Annotated in this window: 16 protein-coding genes and 1 tRNA gene; 11 read left to right on the top strand and 6 right to left on the bottom strand. The window is 47.1% G+C overall.

The genetic code is table 11. The features are described 5' to 3' along the window. Window positions 1-12: 12 nt before the first annotated feature. The 6 genes from B076_RS0108205 (at window position 13) to B076_RS0108180 (ending at window position 5,017) form a co-directional block, all read left to right on the top strand. Window positions 13-1,527 (top strand): NADH-quinone oxidoreductase subunit M, encoded by a 1,515-nt coding sequence (locus tag B076_RS0108205; protein ID WP_028486875.1) that lies wholly within the window; start codon window positions 13-15, stop codon window positions 1,525-1,527. 23 nt (window positions 1,528-1,550) lie between these two features. Further along, entirely contained in the window at window positions 1,551-2,996 is a 1,446-nt protein-coding gene (nuoN, locus tag B076_RS0108200; protein ID WP_028486874.1) for an NADH-quinone oxidoreductase subunit NuoN, read from the top strand. Window positions 2,997-3,060: 64 nt separating this feature from the next. Further along, on the top strand, window positions 3,061-3,381 hold the full coding sequence (locus B076_RS0108195; protein WP_028486873.1) for a DUF2818 family protein: 321 nt from the start codon (window positions 3,061-3,063) through the stop codon (window positions 3,379-3,381). 98 nt (window positions 3,382-3,479) lie between these two features. After that, window positions 3,480-3,556 (top strand) — tRNA-Met (locus B076_RS0108190). Window positions 3,557-3,741: 185 nt separating this feature from the next. Beyond that, window positions 3,742-4,005, top strand: a complete 264-nt coding sequence (locus tag B076_RS13300) for a hypothetical protein (protein ID WP_157753541.1) — start codon at window positions 3,742-3,744, stop codon at window positions 4,003-4,005. 169 nt (window positions 4,006-4,174) lie between these two features. Then, on the top strand, window positions 4,175-5,017 hold the full coding sequence (locus tag B076_RS0108180) for an MYG1 family protein (RefSeq protein ID WP_028486872.1): 843 nt from the start codon (window positions 4,175-4,177) through the stop codon (window positions 5,015-5,017). A gap of 47 nt (window positions 5,018-5,064) precedes the next feature. On the opposite strand, the gene B076_RS13055 is transcribed toward B076_RS0108180, so the two are convergent. After that, complete coding sequence (locus B076_RS13055) at window positions 5,065-7,188, bottom strand: sensor domain-containing diguanylate cyclase (protein WP_028486871.1); 2,124 nt, start codon at window positions 7,186-7,188, stop codon at window positions 5,065-5,067. A gap of 280 nt (window positions 7,189-7,468) precedes the next feature. On the opposite strand from B076_RS13055, the gene B076_RS12510 reads away from it, so the two are divergent. The 4 genes from B076_RS12510 (at window position 7,469) to B076_RS0108155 (ending at window position 16,918) form a co-directional block, all read left to right on the top strand. Beyond that, complete coding sequence (locus B076_RS12510) at window positions 7,469-8,626, top strand: glycosyltransferase family 4 protein (protein WP_051347376.1); 1,158 nt, start codon at window positions 7,469-7,471, stop codon at window positions 8,624-8,626. Then, complete coding sequence (locus B076_RS0108165) at window positions 8,611-9,486, top strand: DMT family transporter (protein WP_028486870.1); 876 nt, start codon at window positions 8,611-8,613, stop codon at window positions 9,484-9,486. Before B076_RS12510 ends, B076_RS0108165 begins: the two co-directional genes overlap by 16 nt. A 212-nt stretch (window positions 9,487-9,698) precedes the next feature. Further along, window positions 9,699-11,696, top strand: a complete 1,998-nt coding sequence (locus tag B076_RS13050) for a methyl-accepting chemotaxis protein (protein WP_051347260.1) — start codon at window positions 9,699-9,701, stop codon at window positions 11,694-11,696. 185 nt (window positions 11,697-11,881) lie between these two features. After that, window positions 11,882-16,918, top strand: a complete 5,037-nt coding sequence (locus tag B076_RS0108155) for a diguanylate cyclase domain-containing protein (RefSeq protein WP_028486869.1) — start codon at window positions 11,882-11,884, stop codon at window positions 16,916-16,918. Between the two features lie 26 nt (window positions 16,919-16,944). Here the strand turns inward: B076_RS0108155 and B076_RS12500 are convergent, their stop codons facing one another. Together B076_RS12500 and B076_RS0108145 are read right to left on the bottom strand one after the other, a co-directional pair. Beyond that, entirely contained in the window at window positions 16,945-18,879 is a 1,935-nt protein-coding gene (locus tag B076_RS12500; RefSeq protein ID WP_084205736.1) for an ABC transporter substrate-binding protein, read from the bottom strand. Next, window positions 18,857-19,309 (bottom strand): nucleoside deaminase, encoded by a 453-nt coding sequence (locus B076_RS0108145; protein WP_028486868.1) that lies wholly within the window; start codon window positions 19,307-19,309, stop codon window positions 18,857-18,859. Before B076_RS0108145 ends, B076_RS12500 begins: the two co-directional genes overlap by 23 nt. Before the next feature lie 98 nt (window positions 19,310-19,407). Between B076_RS0108145 and B076_RS0108140 the strand changes: the two genes are divergently transcribed. Beyond that, window positions 19,408-20,073: a cupin domain-containing protein gene (locus tag B076_RS0108140; protein ID WP_028486867.1), complete on the top strand. Its 666-nt coding sequence runs from the start codon at window positions 19,408-19,410 to the stop codon at window positions 20,071-20,073. A 34-nt stretch (window positions 20,074-20,107) separates the two neighbouring features. Here the strand turns inward: B076_RS0108140 and B076_RS0108135 are convergent, their stop codons facing one another. From B076_RS0108135 to B076_RS0108120, 3 genes are all read right to left on the bottom strand, one after another. Next, window positions 20,108-20,833 carry an LrgB family protein gene (locus tag B076_RS0108135; protein ID WP_028486866.1) on the bottom strand — a complete coding sequence of 242 codons (726 nt, stop codon included), beginning with the start codon at window positions 20,831-20,833 and terminating at the stop codon, window positions 20,108-20,110. Continuing rightward, window positions 20,823-21,191, bottom strand: a complete 369-nt coding sequence (locus B076_RS0108130; RefSeq protein ID WP_028486865.1) for a CidA/LrgA family protein — start codon at window positions 21,189-21,191, stop codon at window positions 20,823-20,825. Before B076_RS0108130 ends, B076_RS0108135 begins: the two co-directional genes overlap by 11 nt. A gap of 264 nt (window positions 21,192-21,455) precedes the next feature. Beyond that, window positions 21,456-22,646 (bottom strand): hypothetical protein, encoded by a 1,191-nt coding sequence (locus B076_RS0108120; protein ID WP_028486864.1) that lies wholly within the window; start codon window positions 22,644-22,646, stop codon window positions 21,456-21,458. Window positions 22,647-22,650: the final 4 nt, after the last annotated feature.

The raw sequence follows: 22,650 nt of genomic DNA, 5'->3' as shown, positions 1-22,650 counted from the left end.
GGAATAGACTACATGTTATCAAGCTATCCTATATTAAGTACTCTAATTTGGCTGCCGATTATCGGTGGCTTGTTAGTTCTTTTTGCGGGCCGTAACAACGATGCTGCTGCTAAATGGCTGTCTTTAGCAACGGCTATGGCAACCTTTATTTTGTCTTTGCCGTTGTGGGCCGGTTTTGACACGACCACGGCTTCTATGCAGTTTGTAGAAAAGGTTGAATGGATCCCAGCTTTCAATATCTATTATCATCTGGGTGTTGATGGTCTTTCCATGCCTCTTGTACTCTTGACCACCTTTACCCAAGTGTTAGTGATTGCTTCCGCTTGGGATGTGATTAAGGATCGAGTCGAGCAGTATATGGGGGCTTTCCTGATCATGGGCGGTTTGATGACCGGTGTTTTCGTTGCATTGGATTCGATTCTGTTTTATGTATTCTGGGAAGCCTTGTTGATCCCAATGTTTATCGTCATCGGTAAATGGGGTGGTCCACGTCGAGTTTATGCGACCTTGAAGTTCTTCCTTTATACTTTCTTTGGTTCGGTCTTCATGCTGGTCAGCTTCCTGTACATGTTCTATCTGTCAGGCAGTTTCTCAATTCTGGATATGCACACCATGCAGTTGGGAATGACGGCTCAAACTTTGATTTTCCTGGCCTTCCTGATCGCCTTTGCTGTCAAGATTCCAATGTTCCCGGTACATACCTGGTTGCCGGATGCTCACGTTGAAGCGCCTACGGCAGGTTCTGTCGTGCTAGCCGCCATCATGCTTAAGATGGGGGGCTATGGTTTTGTGCGTTTCAGTTTGCCAATCACGCCGGATGCGTCCATGGCATTGGATTGGTTGGTCATTGGTCTGTCACTGATTGCGATTGTCTATATCGGGATTGTCGCTCTGGTGCAAAGTGATATGAAAAAACTGGTGGCTTACTCCTCCATTTCACATATGGGCTTTGTGACTTTAGGTATGTTTGTCTTGTACGACATCGTCCAAAATACCGGTTCACTGCAAGGTGCTCAGTTAGGTATGGAAGGTGCGATGGTGCAAATGATCTCTCACGGGTTCATTTCTGGAGCCATGTTCCTGGCCATCGGTGTGCTTTATGATCGCATGCATACCCGTGAAATTTCCGCCTACAGTGGTGTGGTCAACAAAATGCCTTGGTTTGTCATGTTTGCCGTATTGTTTTCCATGGCGAATGTCGGTCTTCCGGGTACCTCAGGGTTCGTAGGTGAATTCATGGTTATCTTGAGCGCCTTCAAAGCCAATTTATGGTTTGGTACGATTGCCGCTCTGACCCTCATAATTGGTGCGGCTTATACCTTATGGATGGTTAAGCGTGTGTTCTTTGGTCCGATTACCAATGAAAACGTAGAAAATCTAACGGATCTTAACAAGCGCGAGTTTGCCATTATGGCAACCTTGGCCGTTGCAGTTGTTGTTCTTGGGGTTTATCCAGGTCCACTGATGGAAGTGATGCACACTTCTGTGGAAAACTTGCTTGTTCAAGCAACAACTTCAAAACTTTAATTGGATATAGGTGAATTAACAGTATGAATTTTGTAATACCTGCTTTTGCACCCGCCATCCCAGAAATGGTTCTATTGGCAATGGCGTCGTTCATTTTGGTCGCGGATACCTTCTGGTCTAAGCGTTATCAGTTTGCGACTTACTACGCGACACAAATTGCTTTGATTGTTGCGGCTTATTTCATTATGACAAGCTTTGCTACCACTCAAGTCATCACCTTTGATGGCAGCTTTGTGCGTGATAGTTTCGCCGATATCCTCAAGTTGTTTATCATCTTAGTTTCACTGGGTATTTTCCTGTTTTCAAAAGAATACCTGCTACAGCATAAATTCTACAGCGGAGAATACTTCGTCCTCGGTTTGTTTGGGGTCTTGGGGATGTTTGTCATGGTTTCGGCGCATAATTTCATTACCCTATATCTAGGGCTGGAAATTATGTCTTTGGCCATGTATGCCATGATCGCCTTACGTCGTGACTCATCCGATGCGGTTGAATCCAGTATGAAGTACTTCGTGTTGGGTGCTTTGGCCACGGGTATGTTGTTGTATGGTTTCTCAATGCTATACGGTGCCACCGGTTCGATTACGCTTCCAGAAGTGGCGCAGATTATAGAAAGCGGTAAAGCCGATGCAGTCGTGCTTTCTTTTGGTGTAGTGTTTGTGGTTATCGGTCTGGCCTTTAAACTTGGTGCAGTGCCTTTCCATATGTGGGCTCCTGATGTCTACCACGGTGCACCGACTGCTGTGACCTTATATTTGGGTACGGCTCCTAAGATCGCCGCATTTGCGATCCTATACCGTCTTCTGGTAGAAGGTATGCCAGGCTTGGTTGCCGACTGGCAAACATTGATCATCATTATGTCTATTCTGTCGATGATTGTTGGGGCGATTGTTGCCATCGTGCAAGAAAACCTCAAGCGCATGCTGGCTTATTCTGGTATCGGGCATGTCGGTTTCCTACTCTTAGGTATTTTGGCCGCTAACCCGGACGGATACGCCAGTGCGATGTTCTATGTCATTGTTTATGCACTGACGGGGGTTGCCGGGTTTGGGATGATTATTGCACTGTCCAGAACCGGGCATGAGTTCGATAAAATCGCCGATTTCAAAGGGCTGAATGCGCGTAATCCATGGTTGGCTCTGATGATGTTGATTATCATGTTCTCAATGGCGGGTATTCCTCCGTTCATCGGGTTCTTCGCCAAGATTCTGGTCATTGAAGAGGTTGTCAAGGCCGGATTTACCTGGATTGCCGTGATTGCGGTCATTACTGCGGTAATCAGTGCCTTCTATTACTTGCGTGTATTGAAAGCCATTTACTTTGATAAACCGAATGATGAATCTCCACTTAACCCTATTAGTTCTCAGTTGAATTGGGCAGTAAGTTTTGTTTCAATTGCTTTATTAGTGTTAGGGCTAATGCCTTCATCCTTGATTGAGCTGTGTTACCAAAGCATCGGTATGCAATAGGCTTCACCAGGAATATTATAAAAGCCCGTTAAGCGGGCTTTTTTTGTCAATAAGAGAATAATTTATGACCTTAGACCAATCCGTATGGTTATTGTTAATAACCGCTATCATCTTAGCCAATATTCCTTGGGTTTTATCCAATCGATTGTTTATGTTCATCAAAGTGCCTAATAAGTCCTTTGTGATCAATCTGCTTGAATGGCTACTGTACTTCATCCTAACCGGCATACTCGCTTATCTGCTAGAACAGAAGAGCATGGGGCATGTACAAGAGCAAGACTGGGAGTTTTATGCGATTACCTTCTTTATGTTCGTAATCTTCGCTTTCCCCGGCTTTATATACCGTTACAACCTCAAAAAGTTTTTACAAACCAAAAAAAATTAATGGTTGTTTAAACTTATTTATAAAAGGGGGTTGTAATATTCCTGTAACCCCCTATAATACGCCCCATCGAAACGGAAACGTTACGGTTTAAAAATTGTCGCGGGGTGGAGCAGCTTGGTAGCTCGTCGGGCTCATAACCCGAAGGTCGTTGGTTCAAATCCAGCCCCCGCTACCACATTCGAAAGCCAGGTATTTCATACACTTACAGTGTTTTGAAGCCTGGCTTTTTTATTGTCCAAATTTACTGTCAAAAATTCAGTATGAAAAAACAGGGCATTAATAACTTGCAATAAAACAACCAATTGAGTCAATGTCTTTTATACTTTTTCATTAAAGAAGAATTTGTATGAGGTGAAATGAGTGAGTGATCATTTAGGGAAACGTTTAATTGAATCTATGATGCAAATTAATCCAGTGATAAGAAAGCGTATAGCACGCATATTGATCTTAATCGGTATTGTAATGGCCTATTCACCCTATTGGGCTGATGACTTTGTTGAAAAAGAAATGGCTGTAAATTTTTCAAATACATTGGTTTCAACCGGTTGGTGGGTGTTGGCTGTTGGTTTGGTATTTTATTTTTTCAACTTATGGTCAGATGTTAAATCTGAAAAAGAGTCATAAACACACGAGATTTGTGGCTTGGTAACGATAAGGTCTTTGGTTCAGTAACGTTTTTTGCCCAATTTTCAAGATTTCTATTTTTTAGTCATTCGTCTCAATTCATAGACAAAATGCACTAACATATCCTCCTCAACTTGAATGTTATAAAGTTTTAAATTAAGGAAATTGAATGATAGTCACCCACTCAGGTCGTTTTCACGCCGATGAAGTTTTTGCCATTGCGATGATTTTGATGCTTGGAGAGAAGGAAGTTGTCCGTTCCAGAGATCAGCAGGTAATCGAGCAGGCCGAAATTGTTCTGGATGTGGGCGGTGAGTATGATCCACAGAGTTTGCGCTTTGACCATCATCAGAATAGCTTTACCCGTGAACGTAGCGATGGCACACCTTATGCCACCGCAGGTTTGGTGTGGGAGCATTACGGCATTGAGGTTCTGGCGGCCAAAGGGCTTGAAGGGGACTATGAACGTCAGTTTGCTTTGAATTGGGTGGATCAGAAAATCATCAAGGATATCGATGCGGTGGATAACGGGGTCTACTCGGAAGATCCCAGGCCATCGGTGTCGATGTTGATTGGCATGATGAACGCGTCGTCAACCGATGACGTGGAGCAGCAACAAGCGGCCTTTAATCAAGCGATCGAATTCACCAGCGGTATTTTGAACAACTTCATCAAGACAGCCATTAAAGAGGCTGAAGTGGTGGTGCAGCTTGAGGAGTGCGCCAAGAATGTGGATGAGGGCGTGTTGGTGTTGGCAGAAAACCTGCCTTTTAAAGACTTCATTCGTTCGCACCCTGAAATCACCCGTGTGGTTTATCCTAAAGGCTCGGAAGGCTATGGGGTGTTTTGTAATGGTGCTCAAAACCATCTTCCGCAGAGATTTCGTGGCTTGAACGGCGAAGATCTCAATGCCGTTTCGGGATTGACCGATGCGGTCTTTTGTCATAAATCCGGATTTATGTCGGTATGCAAAAGTTTGGAAAGCGCCCTGTTCATGGCGAAAAGCCAATGATTTTTTGAAGCAAGGTTTTAGCGATGGATGTTTGAGGTGAGGCTGTTCTAAAACAGCTCCACATCGTGCTCGTTCACCAGTTCGACCCGATTGCGACCATTGGCTTTGGCTTTGTAAAGCGCCTCATCCGCATACTTGTAGATCTCTTCTTCCACGTAGGTTTGTTTTGGATTCATCAGTAACGCCCCAATTGACAGGGTAACGCGCAGCCAAGGTAAGTTGCCTGAATGTTCAATGTTCAGGTCAAACATGGCTTGGCGAATCTTTTCAGACATGTTCAGCCCGTCTTCTTTATGTTCCACTTCAAACAAAACGGCAAATTCTTCCCCGCCCAACCTAAAAGACAAATCACCAGCTCGCTTGAAGGTGCGTTGCATGGTGTGGGCAATTTGTTTTAGAACCTCGTCACCGGCTTGGTGGCCGTAGGTGTCGTTGTATTTTTTGAAGTTGTCGGCATCAATCATGATAAAGCAGAGCCATAAGCCCTGACGTTTAGCTCGTTGAATCTCTTTATGCAGCATGTGATTATAGTGGCGTCGGTTATATAGGCCGGTCATTTCGTCCTTAATCGCCACTTCCTCAAGCGCCTTTTGCGCGGTGATATCAAGTCTCAATGAGATGTAGCCAGTATGGTTTCCAAGGTGGTCATAATCCGGCGAAACGCGACTTTCAACCCAGTAAAAACTTCCGTCCTTGCGTAGGTTTTTAATTTCACCTTGCCAGGTTTTTCCACTTTGGATGGTGTTCCAAAGCTCTTTAAACAGTCTTTTGGGTGAGTCGGGATGGCGCACAATATTCTGGTTTTGGCCGATCAGTTCTTCCCGACTGTATCCGGATACCTGGCAGAAGAAATCACTGACTTCGATAATCTTGCCGGTCAAGTCGGTTCTGGACATGATGACCTGATTGTTGACCAGGTTAACGAAGTTATCGATTTCAAAATCTTTACGGTGTTGTTCGGTGATGTCAGTCACGGTGCCGACCGAACGCACAATCTCACCCTTTGCATCAAAATCATGGAACCCGCGTTCTTGCACAAAACCAACACGGCCATCTTCACGTATGATGCGGTGGGTCAGATTGTAGGTGCGTTTTTGTTCAATCGATTCGAGGTACTCATGATTCAGCGCGTCTCTATCTTCTGGATGGACATATTTCATGAAGCCTTCAAAAGTGGCTTCAAAACTTTGTGGTTCAACGCCAAATATTCGATAGACTTCATCTGACCAGACCAGTCTGTTACTGGCGGATTCCAGAATCCAGTGACCCAGACTGGCGATTTGCTGAGCTTGTTCAAAGCTTTTGGACAAAACATTGAGCGATTCAATTTTTTGCAGCAGTTCAAAGTTGACATGTCGTAAAGAGGATTCAATTTCTCGGAGGTGGGTGATGTCGGAAAAGGTGGTCACCACCGCATTGGAATTGTCGGAATCTGAGTGGTGGATAATCGGTTGTGAATTGATTTGAATCCAGCGTATGGAGCCGTCGGGTTTATAGACCCCCATAATCTCTTTTAAAATCGGTTTACCGGTTTTAAGCACCCGCATTGAAGGGTGGAATTCACCGGGGTAAGGGCTACCGTCTTCATGAACGGTACGCCATGAAGGGTCGATGGAGGTTTTACCCATTAATTGCTCTAAATCGAGCCCGAGAATACTTTGTGCGGCGGCATTGGCTTCAATAATTTCGCCAGCGTGGTTTTGGATGACCACGCCTTCGGACATGCTCGAAAAGATGGCCTGCAGGTTTTCATGCAGGGTCTCCAATGATCTGGATAGGTTGTCCTGTGCCGAAAGGTCGCGCTGAAAGCCCAAATAATAGGTTAATTTATGGTTGTCATCAAATACCGGAAACAGGGTCAGCTGACTGAGATAACGACGTCCGGATTTGGTGGTGTTGGTTAATTGAACCTGACAAGTGGAATGGCTTTGGATTGCCTCGCGAATGGTTTTCAGAGCGGTTTGGCTGGTGGTTTCGTCCTGTAAGAATCGGCAGTTTTTTCCAATGACTTCTTCAGGGGTATAGCCGGTCAGGTTTGAGAAAACTTGATTCACGAAAATCAGAGGAAGATCAGGCTGCTGGGCATCGGCGATGCTCACGGCATAACCGGCATTGGTCAAGCCTTGAATTAAGGTGTCGGTGGAAAAAAGAGAGCCGATCGACTGCGCCATGCTTATCCCTGTTAATAGTGTGTATAAAGTCAGTATAGCAAAGTAAAGAGAGTCTGCCATCAATGTATGTTTATTTACAAAAAAAATTATTAATGGTTATTTGAGAGCAGTAAGAACCTTACTTAAACGCTCTACATTACTGCGGCGCGTTGGCTTGTTCAATAAACGACCAAACGACCAAACTGTCATTAAGAGGCCATCTATTCTTCATTCAGTTGTCATCAAGCATGATGAGCCGGTGTATAAGATAGCGGTTTCGCAATCCATTATGGACTTGGTTATGAGAATTTGTCTTTTTACGGATACGCTTGGTGATTTGAACGGAGTTTCGCGCTTTATTCAGGACATGGGCGAGCAGGCGCAGCATCAACAGATTGATTTGCAGATCATTACCTCCACCGGCAAACCATTGCCCCAGCATGCTTATGTGCATAATCTATCTTGCCTATTCAAGATGCCGATGCCGTTCTATCAGGAAATGGATCTGGTCTGGCCGAGTTCCAAAGAGATTCGTTCCATACTGAATGCACTTAAACCTGACATCGTCCACATCTCCACGCCAGGGCCGTTTGGCTGGCGGGCCAAGCGCATTGCTGAAAAAATGGGTTATCCGTTGGTGGGCACTTACCACACCGACTTTCCGGCCTATCTTCATGATTTGACCGGTTCGCAATGGGTCAAGCGTGAAACCGATAGGGTGATGCGTCGATTTTATCGACCGTTTGAGCATGTATTTTCACGCTCTCAGGTCTATTTGGAGGTCATGGCCAGTGATATCGGCATTGATTACCAACGCGCTTCCGTGCTGTTTCCGGGCACAGATTTGAGCAAGTTTCATCCAAAACACAAGAATGAGCAGGCCTGGTCACAATACGGTTTGTCAAAAGAGCGTTTGAAAGTGCTTTATGTCGGACGCATTAATGTCGAGAAAAACATTCCGTTTCTGATTGAGATATGGAAAGCGTTCCGCGAATCTCACCCTGAAATCGAGGCCGATTTAGTCATGGTCGGAGAGGGGCGTTACCGAAAATGGGCCGATAAAGTCCGTCCTTACCATGCTTATTTTCTTGGGCCCTTGGAAGGCGAAAGATTGTCTGAAGTTTACGCTTCGGCCGATTTGTTTGTGTTTCCATCCACCACCGATACCTTGGGGCAGGTGGTCATGGAGGCGCAAGCCAGCGGATTGGGCTGTCTGGTGTCGAATGTAGGCGGGCCGCAAAGTTTGATTGTGGATAATCAAACAGGTCAGGTTCTGCCGGAAGAGAAACCTTCTGAATGGGTTGAGGCGCTGTTTCAGGTTCTGTCGAATCCGCAGAGCCGACAAGATTTCAAAAACAATAGCCGACAGCATATAGAGCAGTATAATATTGTGGATTCGTTCAATCAGTTCATAGAAGTTCACAAAAAGATTTATCACTCTTTATGCCAGAAAAATTAAACACACCTGAAGTCCGTAAGGGCGAACTGTTTGCGGTTTCTCTTACGCTCATCGAATCCTGGTTTCCGATTTTTGCCTTTTTCAGTGTCGCCGCTTTGGGCGGATTGCACGCTTATTTTTTCAGTCTGTTGGTGTCCGTGGTGTTTTTGAGCGGCTGGTGGTGGCTGCGTAACAGGCCTGCTGAAATTCTGAAAACGTCGGCTTACAAGGATTTGGGGCTCACCAGCTTTTTTATCACCGCGCTTTTCGGACTGACGTTTCTGGGTTTGCAGTACACTTCGGCCACCAATGTGGCGATTATTCTGTTTTTGCAAATTCTGTTCACCTATCTGTTTTTGGGGCGACGTCATGAAGAGAAGCTCAGTGCGCGTCATACATTGGGTGCGCTGTTGATGACGGTGGGAGCTTTGCTGGTATTGTTTCCCGGTGAATTCAACCTCAATTTGGGCGATGCGCTGGTTCTGATGGCGGCGATGATCGCTCCGATTGCCAACCTTTATCAGAAAAGAGCCCGTTCTCAGGTTTCCAGTGAAACCATTCTTCTGGTCAGAAGCGTGATTGCCTTGCCTTTCATTTACCTTTTGGCTTGGACATTTGAAGCCACACCGAGTTGGCAAGCCATTCAGCAGCAGTGGCTGTGGTTGGGATTGACCGGATTTTTGGTGTTTTTTGTCGCCAAGATGCTGTGGGTGGAAGCGATTCACCTCTTGCCCATCGCCAAGGTCAACGCGCTGTTTGCTTTGGCTCCGATGATGACCATGGGATGGTCTTATTGGATTCTTAATGATGTGCCCAGCCTTTATCAGCTTCTGGGCATGGCACCAATCTTATTGGGCGGATATTTGATTACCCAAAAATGAGCAGGCCTGCTCATTTTTAAGATTCGTTTGTTCCTGCATTTTTCCAGATGAGTCACACGATTCGTTTCATTGTGGTGCAGTCGCCTTTTTCGACGTTAATCTCTTGTGTCGATACGGTACTATCTAATTAATTTCTAAGATTTTTTCCTGAAAAGAACATGGTTTGCTTTGTTTCTTTTTAATAAAATAAATTAACTTAAAGGAAGTAAGACATGCCGTTGACTTGGTCACTGATTATTCTGTTGAATTTGGCGTTGGGTGGACTGTTTATCGCGATTATGGAGCCTTTGGAATGGCCGCATGCCAAGTGGCTAGCCTTGCCATTTATGGTGTTTGGCGGATTGATTTCAGCAGGCCTGTTGTATAAACGCTTAACGGCTCAAGTTACTTCGGCTGCGGTGCCGCAGCAAACCGAGAAGCCCGCTGAACCACTCGATGAGTTGATGTCTATTGTGGAAAGTGGGGATCTGAATTCGGTTAAAGCTTTGGAGTCGAAATTTTCGGATGAAATCTTGGAGCGTCTCACCGCCTTTTTAAGTCAACATCAGCAAGCGGGTGAAGTATTGGGTGAGGTGATTGAATCGATAAAAAATGCCGATTTTGGCGGGCAGTTGACACTTGGCAAGGCTCAAGAAGACATCTCCTTGGCACAGCAAACGGTTAAGGCCATGGCGCAGGAGTTGTTAGAGCTGCAACGTAATGGGGCTTCAAGAGAGAAGGCATTGGGGGTGATTAAAGCACACCTTGAAGGACACCCAAACTTTTTGGCTTGTTGGAGTGGCTGGGAACCCAATGCTTATGATTCCCAGGATGATCAGTGTCGTGACCTTGATTGGTATGACCAAACCGGGCGATTTATGCCTTTTTGGGGGCGTTCCGGTAACCAGCTTGGCTTGGAGCCTTTAGTGGATTATGACGTGCCGGGATTGGGGGATTTTTATTTAAAGCCGTTGCACACCAAACAGCCGCAGGTGGTGGATCCTTATATGTATCCGGTGGGGGATGAGGAGTTCCTAATTACCAGTGTGGTGATGCCAATCATTGATAACGGCAAGGTGCTGGGAGTGGCCGGAATCGATATTTCGCTATCACGTCATTTGAATGCCTTATCGGAAAATCTGCTTCCCAGAAACCGGTTGACGGTGCAAAGCAGTGTGGAGGCGATGCTGAATTTGAAAAGTGCCATTGCCGAAGTGACCCGTGTCATGTTTTTTATGGCGAACGGTGAGTTCACTCAGCGAATCGATAAACCCTTGCCAGGCGATTTGCAGGGACTTAAGCAAGCGGTGAATGATTCGGTTTCGGCCTTGGAATCGGCGATGCTGGAAATCAATGGCGTGATGCTGGACTTTTCCAAGGGCGACCTGAGTAAACAGATTGAGGGGGACTACCAGGGCAATCTGAAACGGTTGAAGTCAGGCATTAACAGCGCCATTGAAAACCTGCATTCCATTCTTGCTCAAACGGCCGCTACCGCCGAAACGGTGGTGGCAAACACCCGCTCTCTGGAAAAAGACAATCAAAACCTCAATGCGCGTACGCAACAGCAAGCCGCTTCGTTGGAAGAGACGGCCGCCAGCATGGAAGAACTGACTCAAACCATTCGCAATACCGCCCAAGAATCCGGCAATGCCTCTGAACTGGTCGGTGAGGTCAGAAAGCACGTACAGCAGGGGGCCATGGTGGTCAACCAGACTCAGGAATCAATGGGGCAGATCCATCAGGCCAGTCAAAAGATTGCGGATATCGTGAAAATGATCGACGGCATCTCTTTCCAGACCAATTTATTGGCACTGAATGCCGCGGTGGAAGCGGCGCGAGCAGGTGAGCATGGTCGCGGATTTGCAGTGGTGGCCGGAGAAGTGCGCAATTTGGCGCTGCGTGCTTCGCAGGCATCCAATGAAATCAAGGATCTGGTGGAGCAAAACCTGTCGATGGTCGATCATGGACAGAGCCTTTCCAGTGATTCCGCTCGTGCCTTGCAGCAAATCAATGAGAATATCGATAGTCTGGTTGTGATTGTTAAGCAGATAAGTTCGGCGGCCGATCAGGAAATGAGCGCCACAGAACAGGTGAACCAAGCGGTGTCCCAGCTTGACCAGTTCACCCAGGAAAATGCGGCTTTGGCCGATCAGTCAGCCCAGTTGAGTGGCGCTATGTCCATCAGTGCGAAAGAACTGCAGGCGGTAATGGCCAGTCTTAAACTTTGAGAAAGCTCAAAATTTTTATGGAGATGGCGGCGTACCAAAGTTATTTAATGGACACTTAAGATATTCGAAGCTCTTGATTTTACAGGATGTTAATAGGGGATTTACGTTTACGTATTAGATACATTTAGGTAGAATCTTAAGATTCATTTCCTAATTACGCATCACATTGTCTAAAGGTTTCAACGTTGGAAACAATCGGCTACAAGATAGATAAAAACCTTGCCAAAACCCAGAATTCGGAACTTTTTTTAGCGACTCATTCCAGCTATGCTGGGAGTTTGGTGTGTAAAAAAACTAAAGCGGCTTATTCGAGCAATCTTAGTTCCGAGAACCTGAATCAAGAATATCAGCTGCTGCAACGTTTTGACCATCCGGCGATTATAAAAGCCCATGGTTTGGAATCTATCCAAGGTCAGAATATTTTGGTGCGGGAGTATTTTGAAGGCATTCCCTTGGAGCATTTTCTGCAACAAAATCCGTGTCCGCTTGAAAAGTTTTTTGTATTGGCCATTCAATTGACCGATGCCGTGGACTCGATGCACCAGCAGGGCGTGTTGCACGGGAACCTGTCATCCTCCTGCATTCTTGTTAAACCTTCCGGTACACAAATCATGTTGACTGGCTTTGGTGCCGCTTCAAGGCGTTTTCATCTTGAGGCAGAAGAGTCTTGGTCGGTTCCACAGGCTGTTCAGCCTTATCGTGCGCCGGAGCAGAGCGACAGACTGAATCAGCGGATAGGACTTTCAGCCGATCTTTATTCGTTAGGGGTGATTTTCTTTCAGATGCTGAGTGGTCGGCTTCCTTTCGTGTCTAAAGATGCCGCGAGTCTTTTACATAGCCACATTGCCAAGACCGCCCCGGAACTTGTCGAGTTTGTAGCGAATATTCCACCTGCCGTCTCGCACATTGTCAGCAAGTTGCTTGAGAAGATGCCGGGCGACCGTTACTCAAGCGCCTCGTCGCTCAAGGCGGATCTGACACGCTGTTTCAAAGCTTTCAAAAAGGAAGGTCACATAGCTGATTTCAGTCCCGATGGCATGGGAGGCTTCTCTCCTCGAGGTTTTAGTGATCAGCTTTATGGCCGCGAGTATGAATTGGAGAGGCTGGTGAAGGCTCTGCATGAGCAGTTGCACCGTGGCCATGCGTCTATGGTGGCCGTAAGTGGTGCTTCCGGAGTGGGTAAGTCCAGTTTGGTGACGAGTGCCTTGGATGAGTTTGGTGATGATGGTGGTTATCGAATAATCGCGAAATTTGACCAGTATCGGCAGAACACGCCTTTTGAAATGTTGTATGCGGCCTTGCGTGACTTAATCCGCCAGGTGGTGGCCGATGAAGAAGAGGCGTTGCAATTCTGGAAAAAGAGGCTCCAGGACGCTTTGGGTGATCAGGCCGGCATTGTGGTTGAGGCGCTTCCCGAATTGCAGTGGGTTTTGGGTGGGCAGCCTAATATTGAAGCTTTGCCTCCCAGTGATGAAAAAGCCCGTTTTAATGCTCTTCTGTGCCGCCTTGTGCAGGCTTTTGCCACTCCCGAGCGTCCATTTGTTTTGGTATTGGACGATTTGCAATGGGCCGATGATTCGACTTTAGAATGGCTTGAAATTGCTTTGCAGGACATTTCGCATTTGCTGGTCATTGGAATCTATCGTGATAATGAGGTCGATTCATCACATGCGCTTTCTCAGTTGTTGCAAAAAATAAGCGCTTTAGGCATCGGGGTTGAGAACATAGAGCTGGCGGAAATTTCACAAGATGCGGTGCGCCAGCTGGTTTTGGATTATTTGCCTATTCCTGAAGTTGACCGGGTTTGCGAGATTATTTTTGAGAAGACCCGTGGAAACGCTTTTTTTGTTACCGAATATTTGAAGCAGCTGCATAAAGATGGCGTGCTTGTTTACAATGCCGACGAATCCCGTTGGGAGTGTGATTTGCAACACATGAGTCGCCTGCCTGTCAGTGACAATGTGGTGGAGTTTCTATCGCAGCGAATTGTGAGGTTCCCGGAAAACGTCAGGTCGTTGCTGAAAATTGCATCGTGCATTGGCAATCGTTTTGATTGTCGAACCGTCAGAGAAATCTATACGGACGTGGCGAATCGGGAAAACTTTGAGGACTCGTTGCAAATTGCATTGACTGAAGGCTGGATAAAACCCGAGATGAGCGGACCGCAAGAACCCCCTTCTCACTACCTGTTCACGCACGACAGAATCCAGCAGGCTGTATGGTCGTTATTCTCCTCTTCTGAACGTCAAAAAGTACATGAATTGATCGGACGTTATCTGCTTGATGCCCATACGAATCCCGAAAAAGAGGCTTTGTTTGAGTGCGTTTATCATTTGAATGAGGCGTGCGCCCAGTTGACCAAACCCCATGAGAGGCAGACGCTCGCAGAACTCAATCATCAGGCTTCACAGGAGGCAAAGGCAAGCGGTGATTTTGAGTTGGCGTTGCGTTACATTCAAAACACGATGGAGTGGATGCCGGATCTGTCCGGGCATCCCCAAGCGGCGTTAATATTCAGGAACCGCGCGGAATGTGAACATCTTTGCAATCGGGCCGATCAAGCCATCACTTTTTATAATCAGGCGTTGGCGCTTAGCGATGATGTTCTGGAAAAGACCCGTATCTATGAATTAATCATCAAATTCTATACCGATATCTCGGAGTTCAATCAGGCCTATGAGGTGGGACGCAGCGCCATGCGGCTATTGGACGTCAGTTTGCCCGCCAGCTTTAACCCCGCTTGGTTTGCCAAGGACTTTTTAGCTTTGCAGGTAAAGTTAAGAAGGTTAGATATCACCGCGCTTCTTGATTTGCCGGAAGTGGAGGATGAACATATCAGGATGGCGATACGCTTGCTGTCTTCGATTTTAAAAGCCGCCTACCAGATTAAACCTGAGTTGTGCGTTGCCATTTCCCTTAAAGTCGTCGCTTTGTGCCTCAAGCACGGAAACAGTCGAGAGGCGGTGATTGGCTATGTTGTGTTTGGCATTATTTTTCAGGGTGGGGTCTTAGGAAAGCATAATATCGGTTATGAATATGGCCAGCTGTCGATGGCTCTATTGGAGCGTTACGGTAATACTTTGCAAAAAGCCGAAGCGCAGTTTGTATTTGGTTATTTTGCGATGAGTTGGCAAAAGGCGGCGGCCGTTACCGAGCAGAACTGGTATGGGGCATATCATCATGGCTTGGAAGTTGGAGACTGGTTTCATACCGGGTGTGCAGCGGCGGGAATCGTTCAAAGCCTGTTTATGCGGGGTAAGTCATTTGATGCCATTTTGAAGGAGATCGAACGCTTTCAGACCAGTTTAAAACGCATTGGTGCCGAGGAACAGTTGGGGGCGATTGTCGGGGTTAAACAGGCGATTCAGAATTTACGCGGCGAAACGCCCAGCCACTTGTCTTTCAGCAGTGCGGATTTTGATGAAGCCGACTATGTGGATTCCCTTGAAGGTTATGGTTCCCGCCACTTCGCTCATTATTACTATGTGAATAAAATGCTGACGCTTTATTTACATAGACAATATGAACCGGCTTTGGAGGCCAGTCGGCAAAGCCAAATGTATTTGGCTGATTCAAAGGGGATGTTGCATTCTGCGGAACATTATTTTTTGACGGCCTTGATTCAAGCCAAACTCGCACCTTTAGGGCATATTAAACGTCACCATTTTCGTTTGGTTATCCAAGGCACGATCAAACGCTTCCGACTTTGGGCGGAAGCCTGTCCCGAGAATTTTTTGGTACGTTTGCGAATTTTGGAAGGTGAGCGCTATCGGATTGCAAAGGCGTATCCGCAAGCGATTCGCTGTTACGATTCGGCCATTGAGGCGGCCGGCATTTTTGGGCAGATGAATATGCAGGCGATAGCCAGTACCTTGGCCGCCGACGTGTATCAGGAACTCGATCAAGCCAAGGCTTCAACGCTCTATCGCCAAGAGGCCAATCGTTGTTTTCAACGGTGGGGAGCCACAAAAGTACAAACGGGGGCGCAGGACAATACCGGGATCGAGACGTCGGTTTTTGATGTGTCTGCATTGAAAAAAGCAACGGAGATCATTGCAAGCGAGAAAAAGCTGCCCGAATTGTTGGAGAGATTGATCGGCATCATGATTGAAAATGCCGGGGCACAGCACGGCCTGTTGTTATTGCAGGAAAATGGCAAGTTGCTGGTTCAGGCGGAAGCGTCTGTACAGACCGATAGCGTTAAAGTGATGCAAAGAACCCCATATTTGGAACATGAGGATATGGTTCATTCCATTGTCAATTATGTACTTCGAAGCGGGGAGGCGATTGTACTGGGCGATGCCCAGCAAAGTCCCCTTTTCGGTCGTGATGAGGAAGTAAGGCGACGCCACGTGAAATCGGCGCTTTGCGCTCCGCTTAACCTCCATGGTCAGGTGAAGGGAGCTATTTACCTTGAGAATAATGTGGTGTCGGAGGTGTTTACGCTGGAGCGTATCGAACTGCTTAAACACTTGAGCGGTCATATCGCCATTGCCATCGACAATGCTGTAATTTATGAGCAGCTTGAACAGAAGGTGGTGGATCGTACCCACGCCATCGACATTAAGAATGAAGCGCTTAAATCACAAAACATCGAGTTGAGAAAGCAGAATGATACGATTTTAGAGTTGAATTCTTTGGTGGTGAAAGAGAATGAGGAGCGCAAAAAGGTTGAGAAACAGTTGCAGCAAGCGATTGAAAAGTTGAATCATTTGGCGACAACGGACGGCTTGACCGGCCTGTATAACCGACGTTATTTCGACGAATTTATTCAGCGGGAATTGGTGCGTCAAGCACGCTCGCAAAGCAGCTTATCATTGATACTATGCGATATTGACGGCTTCAAGGCCTATAACGATCATTATGGACATCCTCAAGGCGATGCCTGTCTGAAACAAGTAACTGGGGTTTTAACCGCGTGTGTGATGCGTTCTACCGATTTGGTTGCACGTTATGGGGGGGAAGAGTTTGTGATTGTGTTGCCGGACACTTGCGAGCAGGAAGCGCTGAAAATTGCAGCCTCGATTCATCAACATTTACAGAGATTGCAGCTCCCGCATGCGCAATCCCCCGTGGCGGAGCATGTGACTCTGAGTATCGGTCTGGCGGTTTCATCGGCAAGTCAGGAAGTGGATCCCGAGAAGTTGATTAAAGCCGCTGATGATGCGCTTTATCGCGCTAAGCAGCAGGGTAGAAACCAGACGGTCACGGCGCAGACATAATTTTTTTAAGAATCAGCAGGCCTGGTCTATCGTTTGATGGATTGTTTGTCTTCATACATGGATTGGTCGGCTAACTGAATCAGTTTGTCGAGATTCAGGCTGTCGTCCGGAGCCAGGCTGATTCCAATGCTGGCATGCACGCTGAGGTTCTGTCCATCAATTTCGCATGGCTGCTTGATCAAACTTTTCAGGTTGTCGGCGACTTTTTTCGCTTCTGACAGACTGTGGATATCTTGCAAGATCACAATGAACTCATCTCCGGCCAAGCGACCAACATGATCGTTTGTGCGTAATGACTTAGTCAGCCTGTTGGCGATTTTCTGGAGCAGTAAATCACCCATTTGATGGCCCAGCGAGTCATTGATCGGTTTGAAATCATTGAGGTCGATGAATAAAACGGCCACTTTGGTTTTATGGCGCTGGCTGTTCGATAAAGCGGTTTTGAGCAATTCAAGGGTCAAGGCGCGGTTGGGAAGTGCGGTCAAGTTGTCGTAATGAGCCGCATGACGGAGTTGGTTTTCCATCTGTTTTTGTTGGGTGATGTCTCGAACCATGCATATGATATGTGTTGACTTCAATGATTGGTCTTTAAAAGGGGCATTAAGCCATTCGCAGAGGATATCCTCGTGTCCTTTTTTAAGATTGTTGTTCTCTGCACGGACAATCATGTTCTGTTCAAATACCGAGTTCAAATTCTGTTCAACGCTGGCTTGTTGATGTTCAGGCACAATCAACTCAATCAGGTTCTGACCGAAGGCTTCCCCACTGTTTAGATTGAATATTTGCGACGCTCGGCTGTTCCATTGGCGAACCGAAAAATCTTGGTCAATTACAATCATGCCCAGCGGCGCGTTCATGAAGATGGTATCGAACCGTTCTTTATTGGCCAAGGTGCGCTTGTGGTGACGCCATATAAACAGACTCAATCCGCTCAGCAGAATTAAGCCAAACAGGGCCATAAGAAGTTGTCGGTGCAGTTTCGCCAAGGCTTTTTGATCGTTGGGGAAATACAGCATTTCTGCAACATCGACCTTTTCCGGCAGCAGGCCAAGGCTGTGGTAAGTCTGGGCGATGTGATGCCAGCGCCCTATATTCATGTAGCCGGGTTCAATCAACATCGGGCGCATCAGTTCCTGCATTACCTGCGCTTCGAACTGGAGGTGCGCGATGGAGTGGCGTTGACTGTATGTTTCATGGATGAGCTGTATGATTTCATGTGGATGTTGCATGGCGTATCGCCAGCCTTTTATGGTGGCTTGGTAAAAAGCGTCGACACGCCCTGGGTTTTGTTCGATTTGGGATTCTAGCGTGAAGAAATTATCCCCGTAGAAGTCAATCGCACTCATGCGTGGGGTGAAACTATTGAATTCAATTCCTCTTTGTTGAAGCAGAAACGGCTCGTCAGTCATATAGACGGACATCGCATCCACCTTGCCGCTGATGAGGTCGTTTATATTGGCGCTGTGTTCGATGATGTCATAGGCTTTAGGGGTGAACCCTTCCTGCTGCAGATAGGCAAATAGTTCCGCAGAGCTCGGCTCGATCATCAGTTTACGTCCGCCAAGTTGGTGAATGTTGTCCAAGCCTTGGTTTTTCAAGGTGATAAGACTTAAAGGGGAATGCTGAAAAATGACTCCGAGCACCACCACGGGTTTGCCATGATAACGGTGAAGCAGCAGCTCACTGGTACCTACGCCAAATTGAGCTTTTCCATTGAGTACCGAATCGACTGGATCCTCGCCAGGCTGTGCTTCCAGAAAACGGACGTCCAACCCGGCCTCTCGATAAAAGCCTTGTTCTTTAGCCGCATAGTAACCGGCGAATTGAAATTGGTGTTGCCATTTGAATTGAACCTTTATGGGGTCGAGTGTTAAGTCTTCTGCCTGCAGCAGGGGACTGATAATCGAGAAGAGAAAAATGATGAGTCGCTGTTGAATTTTAGTCACAGTTGCATTCGCCAATATCTTCGTTCCATATATCTGGGCATTGTGCGATAAAAGACTGCATCAGATGAATGCATTTGGAATCGTTAAGTTCTATGATTTTGACACCGGCTTCACTTAGCCAGTCGAGGTGCCCTGAAAAATCTTGGGATTCCCCCACTACCAGGGTGCCGATGTTGAATTGACGAATCAATCCGGAACAGTACCAGCACGGGGCGAGGGTGGTCACCAGGATTTTGTCGCGATAGTTTGTTTGCCTACCGGCTTTGCGGAAAGCATCCGTTTCACCATGAATGGATGGATCATTGTCTTGAACGCGTCGGTTTCGACCTCGGCTCAGAAGATGCCCCTGAGCATCGAACAAGGCCGCTCTAACAGGTACCCCGCCTTCTGAAAATCCCAATTCCGCTTCTTCCAGAGCAGGGATGAGCAAGGTTTGATAATCCATTGATAATCCTGAAATTAAGTTCAATCCAATTATTGTATCATGGCAGTCCTGCGTAAAATATGGGATTATGACAGGCTAATTTAACAGGATGACACTATATGACTGCACGCCAAGCGGACTTTTTGAATATGGATCTTTCCCGGAAGGTGGTGATTGAAACCGAAAGCATGGAGTGGCAAGGCAGTCGTGCCGACCACGTGTTGAGAAAGCCTTTGGAGAGAGAATACAGTGAGGCAGGTCGAGCCACTAGCATTGTCGAGTTTTTGCCGGGGGCGTCATTTCCGGCTCACCGCCATGATTTGGGAGAGGAGATCTTCGTATTAGAAGGGGTGTTTTCTGATGAAAAAGGAGATTACCCTGCGGGAACTTATCTGCGAAACCCGCCTGGATCAATGCATTCCCCGCACTCCAAAGAGCGTTGCAAACTGTTTGTGAAGCTGGAACAGTTTGATCCTGAGGATCAGAACAAAGTGGTCATCAATACTCTGCAAACGCCCTGGCAAGCAGGCATCGGTCATTTGCAGGTAATGGGTTTGCACAGTTTCAAAACCGAGCACACGGCGTTGGTTTTATGGCCGGAAGGCGAAAAGTTTCAGCCCCATCATCATTGGGGAGGCGAAGAGATTCTGGTATTGCAAGGGGAGTTTATCGATGAGCACGGTCGATATCCCAAGGGTACTTGGATTAGGAGTCCACATTTGAGCCTGCACGATCCTTGGGTAGAAGAGGAGACCCTGATTTGGGTCAAGACCGGGCACTTGTAAGTCCTGTGAAATATCGCTTGTCACGGCTCGCCGTTTATTGAAAACGTTGCACAAAGGAGAGTACCAACGGTAATAGAAACGGCGAGATTGAGGCTGACAATGCCATGGCCAAACCGGCAAAAGCCCCCATTTCCGGGCTGAGTTGAAACGATCTTGCCGTGCCCAATCCATGTGCTGTGACGCCCATGGCCACACCTTTGACGCTGTCATCGCGAATTTTCAAGAGTTTGAAGAGGGTGCTGCCCAGAATAGCACCCAGAATTCCGGTAATGACGACGAATACCGCGGTCAGTGTAGGCAGCCCTCCGGTTTTTTCAGAAATCCCCATGGCGATGGGGGCTGTCACTGATTTGGGGATTAGGGACAGCAGGGTCTGTTCGCTGGCACCCAGTTGCAGGGCGATGAAGTAGGCGCTGAAACCGGAGACCGTGATTCCCAATACCAGAGCGGCCGTTAAAGGCAACCAGACTTTCTTGAGTTTACCGAATTGGTCAAAAAGCGGTATGGCCAAGGCCACCGTTGCCGGTCCAAGCAGGAAATGGATGAACTGCGCGCCTGAAAAATAAGCTTCATAAGTGAGGTTGAAAGCGTACAGTACGCCCATAATCAGCAGAATGGAAAGCGCAACCGGATTCAAAAGTGGGTTGCCGCGCCCGGTTTGGTAGAGTTTTACCGCCAGTAAGTAGCTCACCAGGGTTAAGGTCAACCCAAACAGCGGGCTGGCCGAGAGGTAGACCCAGATGGCTGAATCATTTGTCATAGCCGCGCTCCGATTGGAACCATTTGGAGAACAGCATCATGCTCCAGGCGGTGACCAACAAACCTAGCACGGTGCTGATGAACAGCGCCAGAGTAATCGCCAGCCATTCCTGCTCCAATCTGGATAAATGAACCATCAACCCGACACCGGCGGGCACAAACAGTAAAGACAAGTGGGTGAGTATTTTATCGGTTGAGGCGCGCATCTCGGTCGCAAACGAAGCGCGGAGGAGTAATGTCATGAGCAACAAAAGCATGCCTACCACCGGGCCGGGTATGGGCCAAGAAAAGCCGAGTACAATAAGCTCACCAATCAGTTGATAGATTAGAAGTAGGGTGATGACGGTTAAGAACGGCATGGATTCGGTCCGATGGAATGCTTGTCAGTTAGGTGTCCATTCTAATGCTATTTTCGGACTTGGCAAAAGTCAAATTGCGGTAATTTTGTAAATATCTGTGCATCCCGGGTTGGCTTGATAACCAGGCCTGCCGGTTTTTCAGAAATGCCGATGAAAGATAAAGGTTGGATTAAAAAGCAGACGGCGGCTAAGAGTAAAACGGCTCTTCAAGGCAAATGTGTGCACTTGAAAAGCCAAATGGTTTGAACCGGTTTTCAGGAAAGATTACTTGGGAATACGGTAGCTGTAAGGTTTAGGTTCAGCCGCCAGTTTTTCGGTTTCCGCCTGTAAGGTTTTCACTTGCTCTTGCAAGCTGTTTTGCTGGTTTTTTAGGGTGTTCAGCTGTGCTTTTAATTCGCTTAGGCTTTTTTGAATCTGTTGATAATTTTGCTGTGCCTGTTTGACGGAGGTCTCCACTTGTTGGTTTGTTTGGCTTGCCAACGGTTGTTTGGAGAGGTCGGTTTGAATTTTTTTCAGTGTTTTAGACTGACTTTTGACCAAATAGATAATGTCTTTAAGCTGTTGTGCCTGGCTGGCCGACAAGGCGCTGGAAGTGACTTCACCGGTCACCATGGCTTTGGCTTGCAGGGCTTGCTGTTCGGACAGAATGCGCTCGATCAAAGACTTCAACTCCTTGTACTGGGTCTCATCCATGACTAATGTCGCAGGCTTGTTCTCGCTAACAACAGCAGGTTTGATGGCGACTTCTTCCGTAGGCGTTTCTTGTGGCGCTGCGGAAACCGCTTCTTGCTGTAAGTCGATGACGTTTTCAGAAGGACTGTCTTCGGCCTGCATCGAGTCATTCTCCACAGGAGTGGGGGAGGTTGGTTCAACTTGGGTGTGCTGTTTGTGTGTCGGGCTGATGCGTTTGATTTCAGCGGTCAGCAGCTCCAGTAGTGAAGAAATCTCATCCACTTTGATGGTGATCTGTTTGTTGTGCAAGGCATTTTCAGTTTGGATAATATCAAGCACTTCACCTTTGAACTGGTTTTCTTTTTTGTTCATGCTGTAAAGCAACCAGCCTACAACCGACATGGAGACAGCGCCCATGACGATGCTGATGATCAACATGATGGTAAAGCTTGATCTTGCCGCTTTCAACTCGTGGTTGGCCGTTTTAACCGCTTGACGCCAAGAAAAATTGGCATCGGTCAATTCAATGATTTGCGCTTTTTGGCGGTTGGCGTGTTTGATGGAAGTTTCGGCCGCTTTTTGGCTTTGAAATGCGGCTTCTTGAGAGGTTTTTGCCGCCTCTAGGGCCAGGGAGGTGGCATCAATGTTTGAGGCCGAATCCAATTTCTCGAAAGCCTTTTGTTTTTCCTGGCTGTGATTCACTTGTTTTTCGAGGGCTTCAGCCGAGTTTTCCAGCTGTTCCAGTTCTTCAAGTAGATCGTCGGTAATTTGGTTGTCATTCATGGCA

This window comes from Thiomicrorhabdus chilensis DSM 12352 (assembly GCF_000483485.1).
GTDB classification, from domain to species: domain Bacteria; phylum Pseudomonadota; class Gammaproteobacteria; order Thiomicrospirales; family Thiomicrospiraceae; genus Thiomicrorhabdus; species Thiomicrorhabdus chilensis.
The sequence above is the reverse complement of the archived record's forward strand: the minus strand, read 5'-3'. Positions and strand labels throughout refer to the sequence as shown.